The sequence below is a fragment of the Microbacterium phyllosphaerae genome (assembly GCF_017876435.1).
In the GTDB taxonomy this organism is placed as follows: domain Bacteria; phylum Actinomycetota; class Actinomycetes; order Actinomycetales; family Microbacteriaceae; genus Microbacterium; species Microbacterium phyllosphaerae.
Map to the genome: position 1 here is coordinate 3,386,979 of NZ_JAGIOA010000001.1, position 18,178 is coordinate 3,405,156.

At 67.2% G+C, this 18,178-nt stretch carries 12 protein-coding genes; all 12 read right to left on the reverse strand.

The window, feature by feature from the left end:
• Positions 1-17: 17 nt before the first annotated feature.
• The 12 genes from rpsS to rpsL all read right to left on the reverse strand — a co-directional run bounded on the left by rpsS (position 18) and on the right by rpsL (position 18,121).
• Positions 18-299 (reverse strand): 30S ribosomal protein S19, encoded by a 282-nt coding sequence (gene rpsS, locus JOF42_RS16120; protein WP_017829205.1) that lies wholly within the window; start codon positions 297-299, stop codon positions 18-20.
• Positions 300-311: 12 nt separating this feature from the next.
• Positions 312-1,151, reverse strand: a complete 840-nt coding sequence (rplB, locus tag JOF42_RS16125; RefSeq protein ID WP_053097483.1) for a 50S ribosomal protein L2 — start codon at positions 1,149-1,151, stop codon at positions 312-314.
• A 20-nt stretch (positions 1,152-1,171) separates the two neighbouring features.
• On the reverse strand, positions 1,172-1,495 hold the full coding sequence (gene rplW / locus JOF42_RS16130) for a 50S ribosomal protein L23 (RefSeq protein WP_017829206.1): 324 nt from the start codon (positions 1,493-1,495) through the stop codon (positions 1,172-1,174).
• Positions 1,492-2,154, reverse strand: a complete 663-nt coding sequence (gene rplD / locus JOF42_RS16135) for a 50S ribosomal protein L4 (RefSeq protein WP_194765132.1) — start codon at positions 2,152-2,154, stop codon at positions 1,492-1,494. Before rplD ends, rplW begins: the two co-directional genes overlap by 4 nt.
• Positions 2,155-2,156: 2 nt before the next feature.
• Positions 2,157-2,816 (reverse strand): 50S ribosomal protein L3, encoded by a 660-nt coding sequence (gene rplC, locus JOF42_RS16140; RefSeq protein ID WP_210098740.1) that lies wholly within the window; start codon positions 2,814-2,816, stop codon positions 2,157-2,159.
• Positions 2,817-2,824: 8 nt separating this feature from the next.
• Positions 2,825-3,133, reverse strand: coding sequence for a 30S ribosomal protein S10 (rpsJ, locus tag JOF42_RS16145; protein WP_017201594.1), 309 nt, complete (start codon positions 3,131-3,133; stop codon positions 2,825-2,827).
• An 862-nt stretch (positions 3,134-3,995) separates the two neighbouring features.
• Positions 3,996-4,208, reverse strand: coding sequence for a hypothetical protein (locus tag JOF42_RS16150; protein WP_056312873.1), 213 nt, complete (start codon positions 4,206-4,208; stop codon positions 3,996-3,998).
• A 126-nt stretch (positions 4,209-4,334) separates the two neighbouring features.
• Positions 4,335-13,448 (reverse strand): isopeptide-forming domain-containing fimbrial protein, encoded by a 9,114-nt coding sequence (locus tag JOF42_RS16155; protein ID WP_210098741.1) that lies wholly within the window; start codon positions 13,446-13,448, stop codon positions 4,335-4,337.
• A gap of 287 nt (positions 13,449-13,735) precedes the next feature.
• The gene (gene tuf, locus JOF42_RS16160; RefSeq protein WP_053097508.1) at positions 13,736-14,926 is read right to left on the reverse strand and encodes an elongation factor Tu; all 1,191 of its coding nucleotides are present in this window, start codon (positions 14,924-14,926) and stop codon (positions 13,736-13,738) included.
• A gap of 148 nt (positions 14,927-15,074) precedes the next feature.
• Positions 15,075-17,192, reverse strand: a complete 2,118-nt coding sequence (fusA, locus tag JOF42_RS16165) for an elongation factor G (protein WP_210098742.1) — start codon at positions 17,190-17,192, stop codon at positions 15,075-15,077.
• A gap of 84 nt (positions 17,193-17,276) precedes the next feature.
• Positions 17,277-17,747 (reverse strand): 30S ribosomal protein S7, encoded by a 471-nt coding sequence (rpsG, locus tag JOF42_RS16170; RefSeq protein ID WP_042538706.1) that lies wholly within the window; start codon positions 17,745-17,747, stop codon positions 17,277-17,279.
• A 5-nt stretch (positions 17,748-17,752) separates the two neighbouring features.
• Positions 17,753-18,121: a 30S ribosomal protein S12 gene (rpsL, locus tag JOF42_RS16175; protein WP_056223944.1), complete on the reverse strand. Its 369-nt coding sequence runs from the start codon at positions 18,119-18,121 to the stop codon at positions 17,753-17,755.
• Between the last annotated feature and the right edge of the window lie 57 nt (positions 18,122-18,178).

Below are 18,178 nucleotides of genomic sequence, written 5' to 3' on the forward strand. Positions count from 1 at the left end.
CCTCTATCGCCACCGCGTCAGCGGCGGCGGCCCTTCTTGTCGTCCTTCTCGTGGCCGCGGAAGGTGCGGGTGGGCGCGAACTCGCCCAGTTTGTGGCCGACCATGGTCTCGGACACAAACACGGGGATGTGCTTGCGACCGTCGTGGACCGCGATCGTGTGACCCAGCATGGCCGGGATGATCATGGACCGGCGGGACCAGGTCTTGATGACGTTCTTGGTGCCGGCTTCGTTCTGCACGACCACCTTGCGAAGCAGGTGATCGTCGACGAAGGGGCCCTTCTTAAGACTGCGAGGCATCTTCTCTTACTCCTACTTACGCTTCTTGCCGGCGTTACGACGACGCACGATGTACTTGTCGCTTTCCTTGTTGGCGTGACGGGTACGACCCTCAGCCTGACCCCACGGGGAGACGGGGTGACGTCCACCGGACGTCTTGCCCTCACCACCACCGTGCGGGTGGTCGACCGGGTTCATCGCGACACCACGCACGGTCGGGCGGACGCCCTTCCAGCGCATGCGGCCGGCCTTACCCCAGTTGATGTTCGACTGCTCGGCGTTTCCGACCTCGCCGATGGTCGCGCGGCAGCGCGCATCGACGTTGCGGATCTCGCCCGAGGGCAGACGCAGCTGAGCGAAGTTGCCATCCTTGGCGACGAGACGGACGGATGCACCGGCCGAACGTGCCATCTTCGCGCCGCCACCGGGGCGGAGCTCGATCGCGTGGATGACGGTACCCGTCGGGATGTTCTTCAGCGGGAGGTTGTTGCCCGGCTTGATGTCGGCACCGGCACCCGACTCGACGACGTCGCCCTGCTTCAGCTTCGCCGGCGCGAGGATGTAGCGCTTCTCGCCGTCGAAGTAGTGCAGCAGCGCGATGCGGGCCGTGCGGTTGGGGTCGTACTCGATGTGAGCGACACGGGCGTCCACGCCGTCCTTGTCATTGCGACGGAAGTCGATGACGCGGTACTGGCGCTTGTGGCCACCACCGATGTGACGGGTCGTGATGCGGCCCTGGTTGTTGCGACCACCGGTCTTCGAGAGCGGGCGCAGCAGCGACTTCTCCGGCGTCGATCGGGTGATCTCGGCGAAGTCAGCCACCGACGAGCCGCGACGGCCCGGGGTCGTGGGCTTGTACTTGCGAATAGCCATTATTGTCCTTATCCCCCGGATCAGCCGATTGCCGTGAAGATGTCGATGGTGCCCGACTTCAGGGTCACGATGGCGCGCTTGGTGTCCTTGCGCTTGCCGGTGCCGAAGCGGGTGCGACGAGCCTTGCCGACGCGGTTGAGGGTGTTGACCCCTGCGACCTTGACGCCGAAGATCTTCTCGATGGCGAGCTTGATCTCGGTCTTCGAAGCGCGCGGGTCCACGAGGAAGGTGTACTTACCCTCGTCGATGAGACCGTAGCTCTTCTCGGACACGACCGGCTTCAGGATGATGTCGCGCGGGTCCTTGTTCAGGGCCGTCTGGAGAACAGATGCCTGCTCGCTCATGCGGAGACCTCCTGGTTGGCGCCGGACTTGGAGGCGATGAAGCCCTCGAGCGCGGCCTGGGTGAAGACGATGTCGTCGGAGACGAGCACGTCGTATGCGTTGAGCTGGTCGAACGTCAGCACGTGCAGGTTCGACAGGTTGCGGATGCTCTTCAGCGTCACGTCGTCGTTGCGCTCGATCACGACGAGCACGTTCTTCGACGAGACGACGTTGGTGAGGAAGTTCACCGCGGTCTTGGTCGAAGGCGTGCCGTCGATGCCGAAGGACTCGATGGCGTGGATGCGCTCACCGCGGAAGCGGTCGCTCAGCGCACCCAGGAGGGCGGCGGCGATCATCTTCTTGGGAGTGCGCTGCGAGTAGTCGCGCGGCTTGGGGCCGTGCACGATTCCACCACCGGTCATGTGCGGCGCGCGGATGGAGCCCTGACGGGCGTTACCCGTGCCCTTCTGCTTGAAGGGCTTGCGGCCGGCACCCGAGACCTCACCGCGACGCTTGGTCGAGTGGGTTCCCTGGCGAGCCGCCGCGAGCTGCGCGACGACGACCTGGTGGATGAGCGGGATGTTCGTCTTGGCGTCGAACAGTGCGGCGGGGAGCTCGATCGAGCCAGCCTTCTTGCCGTCTGCCTTGAGGACGTCAAGCGCGAGAGTGGAGTCAGCCATGATCAGGCACCCTTCACTGCGTTGCGGACGTAGACGATGCGGCCACGAGCACCGGGGACGGCGCCCTTGACGAGCAGCAGACCCTTCTCGATGTCGATGGCGTGCACCGTGAGGTTGAGGACGGTCACGCGCTCGCCACCCATACGGCCGGCCATGCGCATGCCCTTGAAGACGCGGCTCGGAGTCGACGATGCGCCGATGGAGCCGGGCTTGCGGTGGTTGCGGTGCGAACCGTGCGATGCCGAGACGCCCTTGAAGTTGTGACGCTTCATGACACCGGCGAAGCCCTTGCCCTTGCTCGTGCCGACGACGTCGACGAGCTGGCCTGCTTCGAAGGTGCCGTCGACCGTGAGCTCCTGGCCCAGCGAGTAGTCAGCGGCATCCGCGGTGCGGATCTCGGTGACGTGACGACGCGGCGTGACGCCTGCAGCCTCGAAGTGAGCGGTCAGCGGCTTGTTCACCTTGCGCGGGTCGATCTGGCCGTACGCGATCTGCACGGCGTTGTAGCCGTCCTTCTCGGGGGTACGGATCTGCGTGACCACGTTCGAGGCGAGCTCGATGACGGTGACGGGAACGAGCTTGCCGCTCTCGTTCCAGACCTGGGTCATGCCGAGCTTGGTGCCGAGCATGCCCTTGGAAACCTTGGAGTTGATGTCAACCATGTCCGACCTCAGAGCTTGATCTCGATGTTGACATCGGCAGGCAGGTCGAGACGCATCAGCGAGTCGACGGCCTTGGGCGTCGGGTCGACGATGTCGATCAGACGCTTGTGGGTGCGCATCTCGAAGTGCTCGCGGCTGTCCTTGTACTTGTGGGGCGACCGGATGACGCACACGACGTTCTTCTCGGTCGGAAGGGGCACGGGGCCGACGACGGTTGCGCCCGCACGGGTCACAGTGTCGACGATCTTGCGTGCGGACGTGTCGATGACCTCGTGGTCATACGACTTCAGGCGAATGCGGATCTTCTGTCCCGCCATTGTCTGCTCTCTCTCTTTAGGCGTCTTACCGACCTGGGCCGGGTGACCCAGGGGCATTGGACGCACGTCGGCGCTGTTCGCGCCTCGGCACTCGAACGGCTCTCGCGAGTCGATCTGCTGCACCACTGTTCTGCTGTCATTCCGCACGCCTCTCAGCGAGCGGATGTCCGACCTCCACCGCGCACGGCGAAGCCCTCGTGATGAAGATGTCGGGATCGTTCTGCCACCCGCGGCCTAGGTCCCTGCGCGTCTGCGCCGCCTATGCACTGCCGTGATGGTGATCCGGCCACGCTGAGCGCGCCGGAATGTCGAACCTGTCTATTCTGCCACGGCCGATTTCACTTGCGCAAACCCGGGCGTGTCGCGCCGGCTGTGCATCCCCTGAGGGCACGCCCCAGCCGTCGGATCGGCGCCTCTGATCGACGCCGCCGACGACCCCTCAGCGCGCTGAGGAGAGCGGGGCGAGGCATCCCCATGCCTCGCCCCGCTTGGGGAGGGCGTTCAGTGCGAGGGGGCACACCGAACGCGAGGAATCCGGCGTGAAGGGACGCCGAGATCCTCGTTCGAGGGCGCGGCGAAGCTGCCGCCGCGCGGGCGGGATGACGTCAGAGCGCACAGAGTGCGCGCGTCGCACGATGATCCCCAAAATCGTTCCCCAGTTTGACGCGGCGAACCGCGTGAGTTCGGGAAGTCGAACCCCTTCGACATCCCTGATCGCAAGTTCCCCAGGCGATCAGCACCATCCTACGCGACGAGTCCGGTGAAACGCGATACCGCCGGGCAGAATACTTGGTTCCCGAGACAGCGGAACGGCGACTCCCCCTCACAGGGGAGCCGCCGCTCTCGATGCTGCCGGTGAGTGCTATTCGTTGCCGACGGCCTTGTCGGCGCTGTCGCGGATCTCGTCGATCTTGTCCGCGGCGCCGGGGGCGAGCTTCTTCGCGAAGTCGGCGACCCCGTCGAGGACCTTGTCGCTGATGTCCTCGGCCTGCTCGCTCTTGACGGCCTCGGCGATCTTGTCCTTGTTCTGCTCGTAGAGATCCTTGCCCTTGTTGACGGTGTCCTCGATACCCATGCGGGCCCCCTTGTATGCGATCAAATGCGGCGGATCCCCGACGCACGTACATTCTGCCCGCAACCGTGCGTCGACGGAAGAGACGCGAAAGGGGCGGTCATGAAGACCGCCCCTTCCCCGTCGGCGCTACTCGGCGGCGACGGCTTCCCGTCGCCGGCGGTAGGCGAGGAACAGCCCTCCGGAGAGGAGCATCAGCAGTGCGACGACGAGCAGTCCCCACGCGGCCTCGGCTCCGGTCGTGGCGAGCGGATCAGCGGCCTTGACGTCGACCGTCGCGTCGTCGACGAGCTGTGCCTGATCGGTCTGCTCCGTCGGCGAATCCACGACGACGGCATTGGTGACCGACGGATACGCCTGCTCGCCGATTCGCACGCGCAGAGTGAGCGTGACCTCCTCATCGAGCGCGAGACCGTCCGCGAGCGTCCACGTCACGACACGGCCGTCGACCTGCACGCCCTCGTCGGGCGAGCTCTCGAACGTGAGCCCCGCGGGCAGGGCATCCGTGACGGTGACGGGACCGGGATCGGCGGTGGGGCCGTCGTTGCGCACGACGATCTCGTACTCGCCGACCTTGCCGACCTGGAAGGCGCCGACAGCCGTCTTGGTGACCACGAGCGCAGCGAGCCCTGGCACACTCACCGCATCGGACGCGCGGTTGTCGTCCGGCGTGCGATCAGGGTGCGCGTCGGTGATCTCCGAGGCCGTGACATCGGCCACGTTGACGACCTCGGAGTACGCCGAGACCAGAACACGGGTGTTCACGAGGAGCGCGGATGCGGACTCACCGGGCGCGAGCGACAGCGCGTAGCGCGCCGTCACGCGGGTGCCCGAGAGCGGATCCGCGGCGTCGACGGGCTCGACCGACTCGATCGCCCAGTCGTCTCCCACCATGTCGCCCGTGACCGTCGTGACCTCGAGCCCCGCGGGCACGACGTCGGTCACCACGATGCCGGTCGCCTCGGACGGTCCGCTGTTGCGCACCTCGAGGGTGAACGGCAGCAGGTCGCCGATGCGCACGGCATCCGCATCATGCGTCTTGGTGATCGCGAGGTCGACCTCGCGATCCACCGTCACGGCTGCCGTGTCGGTGTCGTTGTCGGAGTTCGAGTCGGGCGTGCCCGACGACACCGTGGCGGTGTTGGTGAGGGTGGCCCCGTGCACCACGGTCGGGTCGACGAGCACGTCGAACACGATCGCGGGCGCCGAGCCGCCACTGACGATTCCCGCGTCTCCGGAGAGGAGCGTGAAGGTCACGGTCTGCGGGTCCGCGTCATCCACGACGGCCGTCCAGGCGTCCGTCGACGTACCCGCGAGAGCGGTGAAGCTGACGCCCTCGGGCAGTCGGTCGACGACCGTGATCGGACCGACCGCGTCGCTGTCTCCGAGGTCGGCGACCTCGATGCGGTAGCGGACGCTCTCGCCTGCCACTGCTGCGGAGACCTCCGCACCCTCGGTGTCGATCGCCGTCTTCGTGAGCTGGAGATCGGCATCCGTCGTCACGTCGATCACCGCGTCATCCGAATCCTCGTGCGGCGAGTCCGACCGGCTGTCCGACCACGACAGCGTCGCCGTGTTCGTCAGCTGCGTACCCGTCGGAACACCGGAGGCGACGAGCGCGACGACGGTGATGATGCTCTCACCCAGCGGGTGGTCCGCACGCAGGCAGCTCTCGCTCGCGTCGTCGCAGGTCCAGCCTTCACCGGCGATCGAGACCGCGCTGAGCCCGTCGGGCAGGACGTCGGTGACGAACGCGTCGGCGACCGAAGGGCCGTCGTTGCGCACCGTCAGCGTGTACTGCACCTCGGTACCCGCGATCCACGGACCGTCGGCGACGACCTTCGTGATCGAGAGCTCGGCGAGCGTCACGATCTCGACGTCGGCCTCGGCGTGGTTGTTGGTCGGATCGAAGTCCTCGGGACCCGTCACGTCAGCCACGTTCACGAGATGCTGCGGGTGCACGTCCGCAGCGACCGCTGCGGTCACCTCGATCACGACCGTCGCGCCGGATGCGAGGGTCTCGCCCTCGGCCAGTGCGGACCATGCGATCGAGCGTCCTCCGTCCGTCACCGTCGCGTCGGCCGCGACAGCACCGGAACCGGCGACGTCGATGCTCGACGAGACGTACGTCATCCCGGCCGGCAGGCGGTCGGTGATGTCGATCGGCGCGCTCGAGATGCTCGGGCCGTTGTTCGTGACGGTCAGCAGGAAGCGCGTCTGCGTCCCGGCCGTCACCTGGGGTGCGTCCGCACCGCCGACAGGAGCCCCGTCGCCATCGATCGCCTGCTTGACGATCGACAGGTCGGCCACCCGATCGGTCGCGGTGGTGTCGCCGTCACGCGGGGTGTTCGTCGAGTTCTCGGCCTCGGCCTGCACCCAGTTCACCACCTCGGAGCCGGGAGCCAGCGCCGAATCCACGGCGTACGTCACGATGAACGACCGCGTGTTCTCCCCCGACGCCGCCGGAACGCTGCCCTCCACCGCGAAGGTGTCGTTCGCGCCCGGTCCCGCCGTGCGGGTCCAGGTGCCGTTCTCGTCCTGCGCCGAGGAGTAGGTGAGCATCGACGGCACCTCGTCGACGATGCGCACGTCCCTGGCATCCGCCGGTCCGTTGTTCGTCACGACCACGCGGTAGCTGACGGTCTCCCCCGCGGAGACGTCCGGCAGTGCCGCCCCGAACTGGGAGGCGTCCTTCCAGTCGTCTCCGTCGCGCACGACGCGCGTCTTCGTGACCGCGAGTGTCGTGTCGTCGCCCGGCGTGACCGTGACCTCCGACGAGTTGTTGCCCGGGACGGGGTCTGTCGTCGCGCCGGGAGCGACGGATGCCGTGTTGCTGATCTCTCCGGCGGTCCACGACGAGTCGACCGTGCCGGTGAGCGACAGATCCTGCGCGGGCCCGACCGGCATCTGCGCGCCGACGAAGGTCCAGGTGACCGTGTCGCCGGCGGCGGCCGGCCATCCGTCGGATGCCGTGGCGACCCAGGCCGTCAGGCCTGCGGACGGATCCCGCACGTCGCTGATCCCCGCGGGGATCGTGTCGGTCACCGTGATCCGGTCGGAGTCGGTGGAGACCGCGACAGACGGGCCGTTGTTCCGCACCTTGATGCTCCAGGTGAGCGAGCGACCGGCCGTGACCTCCGCCGTGTTGACCGACTTCGTGACGGCGAGGTCCGCCGCGCTCGAGATCGGCTTCGACGCCGTGGCGGTGTTGTCCTTCGTGATGTCCGCAGGACGCTCGAACGTGCGGCCGGTGACGGATGCCGTGTTCGTGGCGGTCCCTGTCGCGGGCGCCTGGATCGACACGTTCGCGACCAGGACGACCCGGTCGGTGCCTGCGGCGGCGAGTGTGCGCGTCCGGTCGCCCACCACGAACGGGTCGGATGCGGTGCCGGTGCCGGTCAGCGCGAGCGCGACACCGGTGGTGTCGGACGCGGACGAGTAGTACCGCGCGGTGAACGCGCCCGTCGAGACTCCCGAGGGGAGGACGCTCTCGTCGGTGATGACGAACGGTCCGCTCGCGGCATCCGGTCCCTGGTTCGTGACGGTGATGCGCCACTGCGGCTGCGTGTAGCCGGAGCGCGCGGCATCGCCGGCGGTCCACGCCCCCTGCGCGTCGCCGCCGATCGCCGCCTTCACGATCTTGAGGTCGGCTCGTGCGATGTGGGCGTCGGCCGTGGCATCCGGTCCGACGTAGACGCCGCTCGCGTTGCGCGTGGCTCCGGTCGGGTCGGTCGCGGCTCCCGTCACCGTGTTGCGGTGGTTGATCGAGAGGCCTGCGCCCGCGTCCGTCACCGCACCGGGGTGCGGCGTGGCCGCGAAGGTCACGAGCAGTGTGCGCTGACCGACCGTCGCCCCGGTCGCTGTGCCGGGCAGGAGTGCCTGACCCGTCGAGGATCCGAGCGTCCAGGTCACCGTCTCACGACCGTTGGCGACACCGAGAACGGGGGCTCCGAGGTCGACCGCGGCCTGCGTGCCCACCGTGAGGCGAGGCGTCACGGTCGCGTCGTACTGCCAGTTCGCCGGAAGCGTGTCGGTGAGCGTGACGGTCTGGGCCGCGCCCGTTCCGGTGTTCACCGCCTGCAGTGTCCACGAGAAGCTCTCGCCGACGAAGGCCTCGGAGCCGGCGGTGACCCGCTTGCTCAGGGCGACCTGCGGGAAGCGGGGCGTGATCGCCGCACTGCCTGTGGTGTTGGTCGTGACGTTCGGCGCGCCGCCGGGGCGGGTGCCGGTTCCGGGCGTGTACACCCAGCCGTCGGTCGCGGCCGACTCGTAGCGCGTGACGGCGACCTGGTTGCCCAGCGCGCCCGTCCCGAGCGATGCGGACGCCACGAACGTGCCCTGGTAGACGAGGTCGTACGTGTTCGATCCCGCGATGTTGCTCAGCGGACCGGCGAGGGTCCAGGTGATCGTTCCGCCCTTGCCGGCGCGCAGCGCGTCCGCGTCCGAGAACGACGCTCCGGAGAAGACCGCCTGAGCGGTGTCGATGCGGATGCCGGCACCCACCGTGTCGGTGACGACGACGCCGTAGGCGGGCGACGTGCCTGCACCGGTCGCGTTCGACACGCGGACGCGATAGGTGAACGACTGGTCTGCGCCGCCCGCGGATGCCGCGCCGTACGTGCTGTCGGCCGCACCGGTCGTCTTGACCGCCTTGGCGATCGTCACGTTCGGGTTGCGCACCGTGACGGTGGCGGTGTCGCTCTGCGACGTGCGCTCCGACGTGGATCCGTTCACCCGGCTCCACGTGAACGTGGCGTTGTTCACGAGCGAGGCCGCGGTCACGGCCTTCGTGATGCGTGCCTGATAGGTCACCGTGATGGTGCGGGTCTGATCCCAGGCGATGATGTCGTCAGGGCTGACGCTCCACGACAGCACCCGGCCGTTCAGCGTCGGCTGTCCGATCGCGGGAGCGTCCGGCGCTCCGGCCCACTGCGTGGATTCGGTGTGCGTGCCGCTCGCGACGAACTCGACGCCCTCGGGAAGCGTGTCGGTCAGGGTCACGTCGTAGAAGTTGGTGCTCGTCGGCAGCGTCGTGGTGACGGTGTAGGTGACGGTGTCGCCGACCGGCGCAGACGACGTGCTGACCGACTTGTCGATCGCGGCATCCGGCATCCGGACGGTGGCATCCGCCTTCGCCGCGTAGGTGCCGCTGCGGTCCGACGTGTCACTGTCGGCGCCCACTGCCAGGGGCAGCGTGCGACCGGTCAGCTCCGCGCGGTTCGTGAACTGCGAGCCTCCACCGGCCAGCGCCTCGACGGTGCCGACATACGTGAGCGTGGGCGCGGAGCCGTCGCCGCGGAGGGCGGGGATGGTCCACTCGATGAGGGTCCCGGTGCCGGATCCGCGCTGGATCACGTCGCCGGCTCCGATCGCGCAGGTCTCGGCGAGGATGCGAGGGGTGCCGGCGGACGCCGACAGTGCGCTCGGCGTGATCTCGGCCGGCACGCAGTCGAGGATCACGACGTCGTACAGGGCGGGGCTGTTCGCCGCATTCGCCGCCGTGAGCGTGTAGGTCACGGTGCCGTTCGCGGAGACGGTCGCGGACGACGCCTTCTTCGTCAGCGTGGGAGCGGGTTCGACGAACTGCACCTCGGCGGTGGCCGTGCGCGTGAGGCGCGACGCCCCCTCGGTGTTCGGGTCGAGGAAGCTCAGGCTCGCCGTGTTCGCCATCGCGCCGGGGAGCACGTTCACGACTGCGGCGTTCGCCGCGGAGGCATCCTTGTCCTTGACCCAGAGCGTGATCTGCACGCGGAACGTCTGCGCCGTAGCGGTGTCGTTCGTGTACGTGTCGGGGAAGGTCAGCACACCGTGAGCTGCGCCCGCGGTCTCGGCCGTGCGGAAGTCGCCCGTGCCGGTGCCGATCGTGAGCGGCGCATCCGTGGGTCCGAAGTACTTCGCACTGCCGGCGACGTACTGGTACGTCACGCTGCCGTTCTGCAGTGCGAGCGCCCCGCCGTCGGACAGCACAGCACCCTTGACGGTGGTGTGCGCCGGGATCGTCGCCGAGTACTCGAACGTGGCGTGCTCGCCCTGCACGATCTGCGAGGCCGTGTTGCGCGATCCGTCGCCGAGGTCCGTCACACCGGTCGACGCCGTGGGGGCCACCTCGGTCGAGACGAGCTTCTTCGCGATCGCGACGTCGGGCAGGTGCACCTCGGCGGTGCCGACGGTGTCGATGTCGGATACCGACACCTCGCCGTCACCCGGGGAGCGGGTGGTCAGCTGCTGGCCGCCCGCGTCGCTCTGCGGAACCACGGTGGTGGTCTTCGACCCGCTGTTCTCGATGCCGTAGCTGACGATCCCGGCGGAGTTGGTGTAGCTCTGGGTCGGCTGCGCGGCCTCGCCGCCGCCAGGGACGCCCGACGGGACGGTGAGCGTGTAGCCGAGCGTGAGGCCGCGGACGACCGCCGGCGCGGCATCCGTCGCCGCAGTGGATCCGACGACCGAGGCGCGGACCGTCCACGCGATCACCGAACGATCAGCGAAGGCGCCGGTCAGCGCGATGCCGTCGGGAAGGGTCTCGCCCTGGTCGAACGCCGCGACATCGACATCCGCCTCGTCGATCGCCGTCTCGACACCCGCGGCGGAGAGCGCGGAGGTGAACGAGGCCACGTCCGCCTTCTTCACGCCGGCGGGAAGCACGTCCCACACGACGTAGTCGGTGGTCGGGTTCTGCGGCGCCTTCACATCGATGCGGTACTCGACCTCGTCGTTCTGCACGACCTGCCGCGTGGGCACGCGGGAGCCGAACGCGGCACCGACGACCTCGCCGTTCACCGAGCGGATGCCCTTGGTCAGCGTCGAGCCCCAGTCGAGGTCGATCGTGGCCTCGCGACGAAGGAACGAGAGCACGCCGTCGACGTTCACCTGCTGGTACTTCGCCTGGTTGGCGGGGCTGTCGACCTCGTCCGGCGACGCGGACTGCGACTGCACCTCTCCGCGCACGTACACGGTCACGCTGCTGCCGGCCGGGACGAACCGGTCGGTGCTGGTGCCGCGGTTACGAGCGCCGAGCTCCCAGGTGAGCGAGGTGCCGGTCGGGGCGGTGTTCGGGATGTACGCCGTCGGGAAGGATCCCGTGCCGTAGGCGACAGGGGTGGTCACGTCGGCGAAGCCGGTGATGCCCTGGTAGGCGTAGAGGAGCTCCCGCACCTCGACACCCTCGGGAAGATAGTCGGTGAGGAGCGGGTTGCGCGTGTCGATGCCGTCGGCGAACGGCACGACCAGGCGATACCAGACGTCATCACCCGGCGAGAACGGCTGCGTGGCCGCCGTCACCCAGTCGGCCTCGGTCGCGCCTGCGAACGACTGTCCGCGCTCGAGCACGGTCTTGCTGAGGTCGGTGAAGTTCGACGTGATGACCGCCGACGAGTCGTCCTTCACGAAGCGAGTGCCGCCGACGCGGTCGCTCAGCGCGGGGTCGTTCGCGATCGCCGCGATCGGCTCGGTCTGGGCGGTCACCGTCACGTGGTTGAGGAAGCTGTCACCCGAGCTCGTGCCACCGGCCGCGCCCGTGTAGTTCGGGCGCTGCATCACGGAGTACTCGGCCGTGAACGACTCGCCCGCGGCGAGGTCGTCGACCGCGAACACGACCGTGAAGGTGCCGTCGGCGGGCGTGTAGCGGATGGATGCGAGGTGCAGCTCGGGCGAGAGCACCGCACCGTTCGCCTCGGTCGGGAAGCTGCAGGCGTCTCCGGGCACCTGCGCGTTCCAGATCTGCTGCGAGACCTCGAGGTCGCCGATCATGAGGGCGACGCCGTCGGGCGAACCGGGGAACGCCGGGCACAGCCCGTTGGCGATCACGTCGGTGAGCACGATCCCCCGTGCATCGACGTATTCGCTGACGTCGACCTGCACCGAGTACGTGGCGATGGACCCCGTCGTGAAGGCCTTTCCGTCGTCGACGCTCTTGAGGACCCGCACGTCGACGGCTTCGATGATCTCGTCATCGTCGTCTCGTGCCGCCCGAAGATCCTCGTCGTCGTTCAGCACCGGCCCCTGGTAGGTACCGGCCATCGCGGCGACGTTGCGGAAGGACTGCGCGTCCGTCGGTTCGCTCTCGCCGCCGTGACGCGTCGATGCCCCCGTGTTGTTGTCGAGGTTGGCGGCCTGCGCCCCTCCCTCGGGTGCGGGTGCCGTGCCGTCGGGCCACAGCGCGTTGTCGAACAGCGGAACGGCGGCGTGGTAGCGGATCTGCGCCTTCGCACCGGCTGCGAGATCGCCGAGCGACCAGGTGATCTTCGTGTAGACGCCCGCACCGGGAAGACCCAGCGCCGCAGCTTCGGAGGCGGTGAACTGAACGGTGTCGACGCTCTCGCCTGCCGTCACGCCGCCCACCACGCGGCCCGAGCCGTCGTACTCGACGTCGGTGGAGTTGTCTCCGGTGGCGAGACCGAGGTACTCGAGGCCCGCGGGGAGGTAGTCGGTGACGGTCGCGTCCGTCGTGGCGCCCCTGGTCGTGTTCTCGACGTCGAGCGTGTAGGTCGTCACGTTGCGGTGCACGCCGCGCAGGAGCTCGGTCTCTGCGCTCGGCTCGGTCTTGACGATGCGCAGTGCCTGCACGGGCACGTCATCGGTCGCGACACCCGCGCCGGACGTGTGCGCGGTGGTGCGCGAGACACTGGGCGACCCGTCGAACGTGGGGAGGCGCGTGGGGTCGTTGCTGGTGTACGCGCGGATCGAGAAGCCCACCTCGCTGCCGACGGGATAGTCGTCGCCGTTCGGAGCGATGGTGACGCGCGAGGAGACCGTGCCGCCCTGCGGGAGGTCGTTGACGTTCGACCACACCCACACCTGCTGGCCGGCGGGCACAGCGCAGAGCAGCGACTGGCCGGGCGCCTTCACGAGGCCGAGCGACTCGCACGAGGCATCGGATGCCGTGCGCGAACGGTTCGGGAGCACATCGCCCTCGGCATAGACCGTCGGCGTGCCGAACGTCCCGCCCGAGACGAGCGTGACGGTTGCGGGGACCGCTGCGATCAGGCTCAGGTTGAACTGCGCTCCCCCGCCGCTGTTGGTGACGTCGATGTCGAATCCGACGTTCTCGCCCGCCAGCACGAAGTCCTTGCCGGCCGACACCGGATCGACGTTCTGCGCCGAGACCGTGGGTGCCCACGGATCCGCGGATGCGGTCTGCGCCGTCACTCCGAGAGCGAGCGCCCCGGCGATGAGCGAGACGACGGCGGTGATGGCCGTCAGTCTCCGGGCGCGCTGAATGTTCTTTCGACGCAGGGTCGAACGCATGCTGAATTCCCCTTAACCCTGCACGCCACTCCCCGGTGTGCAGGCACTCCCCTATGCGCAGGCGCGCCGCTGAAGGAGCTCAGGGAAGCTGCGAGGCTCGCCGAGCGTCAGAGGCGTGTGACCGACCTTGACCTCGGGCACGAGCATGCGCGCTGCGCGGAACGCAGCAGTCATAACGATATATGACACTTCGCGTTATATTCAAGGACATAAACCGGCGCGGCGCGTCGAGGGGACGAAAAAGGGGCCGGACCCGAAGGTCCGACCCCTTTTCAGGAAGCAGATGCTTACTTGATGATCTTCGTGACCGTACCGGCGCCGACGGTGCGTCCACCCTCACGGATGGCGAAGCCGAGGCCCTCCTCCATGGCGATCGGCTGGATCAGCTCGACCGTCACGTCGGTGGTGTCGCCGGGCATGACCATCTCGGTGCCCTCAGGCAGCGTGATGACGCCGGTGACGTCGGTGGTGCGGAAGTAGAACTGCGGGCGGTAGTTCGTGTAGAAGGGGTTGTGACGCCCACCCTCATCCTTGGACAGGATGTACGCGGTACCGGCGAAGTCGGTGTGCGGCGTGACCGAACCCGGCTTGACGATGACCTGACCGCGCTCGACGTCCTCACGCTTCGTGCCACGGAGCAGGAGACCGCAGTTCTCGCCGGCCCATGCCTCGTCGAGCTGCTTGTGGAACATCTCGATACCCGTGACCGTGGTCTTGACGGTCGGACGGAGTCCGACGATCTCGACCTCGGAGTTGATGGCCAGCGTGCCACGCTCGGCGCGGCCGGTGACGACGGTTCCACGACCGGTGATCGTGAAGACGTCCTCGACGGGCATCAGGAACGGCTTGTCCTTGTCGCGCACGGGGTCGGGAACGTTGTTGTCGACGGCCTCCATGAGGTCGAGGATGGACTGGGTCCACTTCTCGTCACCCTCGAGTGCCTTCAGAGCGGAGACGCGGACGACAGGAGCGTCCTCGGCGAAGCCCTGCGAGGCGAGCAGCTCGGAGACCTCGAGCTCGACGAGCTCCAGGATCTCCTCGTCGTCGACCATGTCGGCCTTGTTCAGCGCGACGAGCAGGTACGGAACGCCGACCTGCTTGGCGAGCAGAACGTGCTCACGCGTCTGAGCCATGGGGCCGTCGGTGGCGGCGACCACGAGGATCGCGCCGTCCATCTGAGCCGCACCGGTGATCATGTTCTTGACGTAGTCGGCGTGGCCGGGAGCGTCAACGTGCGCGTAGTGGCGCTTCGGGGTCTCGTACTCGATGTGCGAGATGTTGATGGTGATTCCACGCTGGCGCTCTTCCGGCGCCGAGTCGATGGAAGCGAAGTCGCGCTGCACGTTCGTGTCGGAGGGGTACTTGTCAGCAAGCACCTTCGAGATCGCTGCGGAGAGCGTGGTCTTGCCGTGGTCGACGTGACCGATCGTTCCGATGTTGACGTGCGGCTTGGTCCGCTCGAACTTGGCCTTAGCCACTTGGTCCTCCTCAGGACGTCGTGTAGAGGTCACCGGGCACTGGATTGCGACCGGATCTCTACGGGTTAGGTTCTCAGTTTAGTAGAGAGGGAATGTGAAGTTGTAGGAGACCTGGGAGCCGGGCCGGAACCCGGCTCCCAGGAAGTTGTTACTCGCCGCCCTGGTGCTTCTGGACGATCTCGTCGGCCACAGCGCGGGGAACCTCAGCGTAGCTGTTGAACTCCATCGAGTAGACGGCGCGACCCGAGGTCTTCGAGCGCAGGTCACCGATGTATCCGAACATCTCGGACAGCGGGACATGTGCACGGACGACCTTGACGCCTGCGGCGTCCTCCATCGACTGGATCTGACCGCGACGCGAGTTCAGGTCACCGATGACGTCGCCCATGTACTCCTCGGGAGTACGCACCTCGACCGCCATGAGCGGCTCGAGGAGTGCCGGGCTCGCCCGACGAAGGGCTTCCTTCATACCCATCGATCCTGCGATCTTGAACGCCATCTCCGAGGAGTCGACGTCGTGAGCAGCACCATCGACGATCGTCGCCTTGACGCCGACGATCGGGTAGCCGGCGAGGACGCCGACGTTCATCGCGTCCTGGAAACCGGCGTCGATCGAGCCGATGTACTCACGCGGGATGCGACCACCGGTGACGGCGTTGACGAACTCGTACGTCTTCTCGTCGTCGAGGTCGAGCGGCTCGATGTTGAACTGGATCTTCGCGAACTGACCCGATCCACCCGTCTGCTTCTTGTGCGTGTAGTCGTACTTCTCGACGCCCTTGCGGATCGTCTCGCGGTACGCCACCTGGGGCTTTCCGACGTTCGCCTCGACGTTGAACTCGCGCTTCATGCGGTCGACGAGGATGTCGAGGTGCAGCTCGCCCATGCCCTTGATGGTCGTCTGACCGGTCTCGGGGTTGAGCTCCGTGCGGAAGGTCGGGTCCTCCTCAGCGAGCTTCTGGATGGCGACACCCAGCTTCTCCTGGTCGGCCTTGGTCTTCGGCTCGATCGCGACCTCGATGACGGGCTCGGGGAACGTCATCGACTCGAGGACGACCGGCGAGGCCGGGTCGGTCAGGGTGTCACCGGTGGTGGTGTCCTTCAGACCGATGACCGCGTAGATGTTGCCCGCGGTGACCGAGGGGACCGGGATCTCCTTGTTGGCGTGCATCTGGAAGATCTTGCCGATGCGCTCCTTCTTGCCCTTGGTCGAGTTGACGACCTGGGCACCGGAGTCGAGCTGGCCCGAGTAGACGCGCACGTAGGTGAGGCGACCGAAGAACGGGTGCACCGCGACCTTGAACGCGAGAGCGGCGAACGGGTCCTTCGCGTCGGGGTGACGCTCGATGATCGTGTCGTAGTCCTTGGGGTCGTGCGCCTGGATCGAGCCCACGTCGAGCGGGTTCGGCAGGTAGTCGACGACCGCGTCGAGCATCGGCTGGACGCCACGGTTCTTGAACGCCGAACCGCAGAGGACCGGGTAGATCTCGGAAGCCACGGTGAGCTTGCGGATCGCGCCCTTGATCTCGGCGACGGTCAGCTCTTCGCCACCGAAGAACTTCTCGAGCAGGGCGTCGTCGGTCTCGGCGACGGTCTCGAGGAGCTGCTGACGGTACTCGTCGGCCTTCTCCTTGAGGTCGGCCGGGATCTCCTGGATCTCGTAGGAGGCGCCCATGGTGACGTCACCCTTGGAGTCACCGGCCCAGACGAGCGCACGCATCTCGACGAGGTCGATGACGCCGATGAAGTCGTTCTCCGCACCGATGGGCAGCTGGATGACCAGCGGCTTGGCACCGAGGCGGTTGATGATGGTGTCGACGGTGAAGTAGAAGTCCGCGCCGAGCTTGTCCATCTTGTTGACGAAGCAGATGCGGGGGACGTTGTACTTGTCAGCCTGACGCCACACGGTCTCGGACTGGGGCTCGACGCCCTCCTTGCCGTCGAACACGGCGACGGCACCGTCGAGGACGCGGAGCGAGCGCTCCACCTCGACCGTGAAGTCCACGTGACCGGGGGTGTCGATGATGTTGATCTGGTTCTTGTTCCAGTAGCAGGTCACGGCGGCAGACGTGATCGTGATGCCGCGCTCCTTCTCCTGCTCCATCCAGTCGGTGGTCGATGCACCGTCGTGGGTCTCGCCGAGCTTGTGGTTGACGCCCGTGTAGAACAGGATGCGCTCGGTCGTGGTGGTCTTGCCAGCATCGATGTGAGCCATGATGCCGATGTTCCGAACCTTGTTCAGGTCGGTGAGCACGTCTTGTGCCACAGGAGTGTCCTTATCTTTCGTGCAGTCGTACTGCGAAGAGGGGGGTGCCCGCCCCCGATGTGTGATCGGGGGCGGGCGAAGCTGTTACCAGCGGTAGTGAGCGAACGCGCGGTTCGACTCGGCCATCTTGTGCGTGTCCTCGCGGCGCTTGACCGCTGCACCGAGACCGTTCGACGCGTCGAGGATCTCGTTCTGGAGACGCTCGGTCATCGTCTTCTCACGACGACCCTTGGCGTAGCTGACGAGCCAGCGCAGCGCGAGGGTGTTCGCGCGGTGAGGCTTGACCTCGACCGGAACCTGGTAGGTCGAGCCACCGACGCGGCGGCTCTTGACCTCGAGAGTCGGGCGCACGTTGTCGAGCGCCTTCTTCAGAGTGGCGACGGCATCCTGACCGTTCTTCGCCTCGACGCCCTTGAGGGCGTTGTAGACGATCGACTCGGCGAGCGACTTCTTGCCGTCGACCAGGATCTTGTTGACCAGCTGGCTGACGATCGGAGCGCCGTATACCGGGTCGTTGACGACGGGACGCTTGGGGGCGGGACCCTTACGAGGCATTGGACTCAGCCCTTCTTCGCGCCGTAGCGGCTGCGAGCCTGCTTACGGTTCTTGACGGCCTGGGTGTCCAGGGCGCCACGGACGATCTTGTAACGAACACCGGGGAGGTCCTTGACACGACCACCACGGACGAGCACGAGCGAGTGCTCCTGAAGGTTGTGACCCTCACCCGGGATGTACGCGGTGACCTCGGAGCCGTTGCGGAGCTTCACACGAGCGACCTTGCGCATCGCCGAGTTCGGCTTCTTCGGGGTGGTGGTGTAGACGCGGGTGCAGACCCCGGCCTGCTGCGGGTTCGACTTGAGTGCGGGCGCCTTGGTCTTCGTGACCTTGGGCGAGCGACCCTTGCGAACCAACTGCTGAATGGTTGGCACGTTCTCTCCTCATAATGCTGCACGGTGACAGCGTGATGGGTTTCACATCATGACCCA

What these genes read in the sequence shown, in the direction of transcription:
- rpsJ (WP_017201594.1), bottom strand. Translation starts at nt 3,133, where the DNA reads ATGGCGGGACAGAAGATCCGCATTCGCCTGAAGTCGTATGACCACGAG.
- rplC (WP_210098740.1), bottom strand. Translation starts at nt 2,816, where the DNA reads ATGGTTGACATCAACTCCAAGGTTTCCAAGGGCATGCTCGGCACCAAG.
- rplB (WP_053097483.1), bottom strand. Translation starts at nt 1,151, where the DNA reads ATGGCTATTCGCAAGTACAAGCCCACGACCCCGGGCCGTCGCGGCTCG.
- rplD (WP_194765132.1), bottom strand. Translation starts at nt 2,154, where the DNA reads ATGGCTGACTCCACTCTCGCGCTTGACGTCCTCAAGGCAGACGGCAAG.
- JOF42_RS16155 (WP_210098741.1), bottom strand. Translation starts at nt 13,448, where the DNA reads ATGCGTTCGACCCTGCGTCGAAAGAACATTCAGCGCGCCCGGAGACTG.
- JOF42_RS16150 (WP_056312873.1), bottom strand. Translation starts at nt 4,208, where the DNA reads ATGGGTATCGAGGACACCGTCAACAAGGGCAAGGATCTCTACGAGCAG.
- rpsS (WP_017829205.1), bottom strand. Translation starts at nt 299, where the DNA reads ATGCCTCGCAGTCTTAAGAAGGGCCCCTTCGTCGACGATCACCTGCTT.
- rpsG (WP_042538706.1), bottom strand. Translation starts at nt 17,747, where the DNA reads ATGCCTCGTAAGGGTCCCGCCCCCAAGCGTCCCGTCGTCAACGACCCG.
- rplW (WP_017829206.1), bottom strand. Translation starts at nt 1,495, where the DNA reads ATGAGCGAGCAGGCATCTGTTCTCCAGACGGCCCTGAACAAGGACCCG.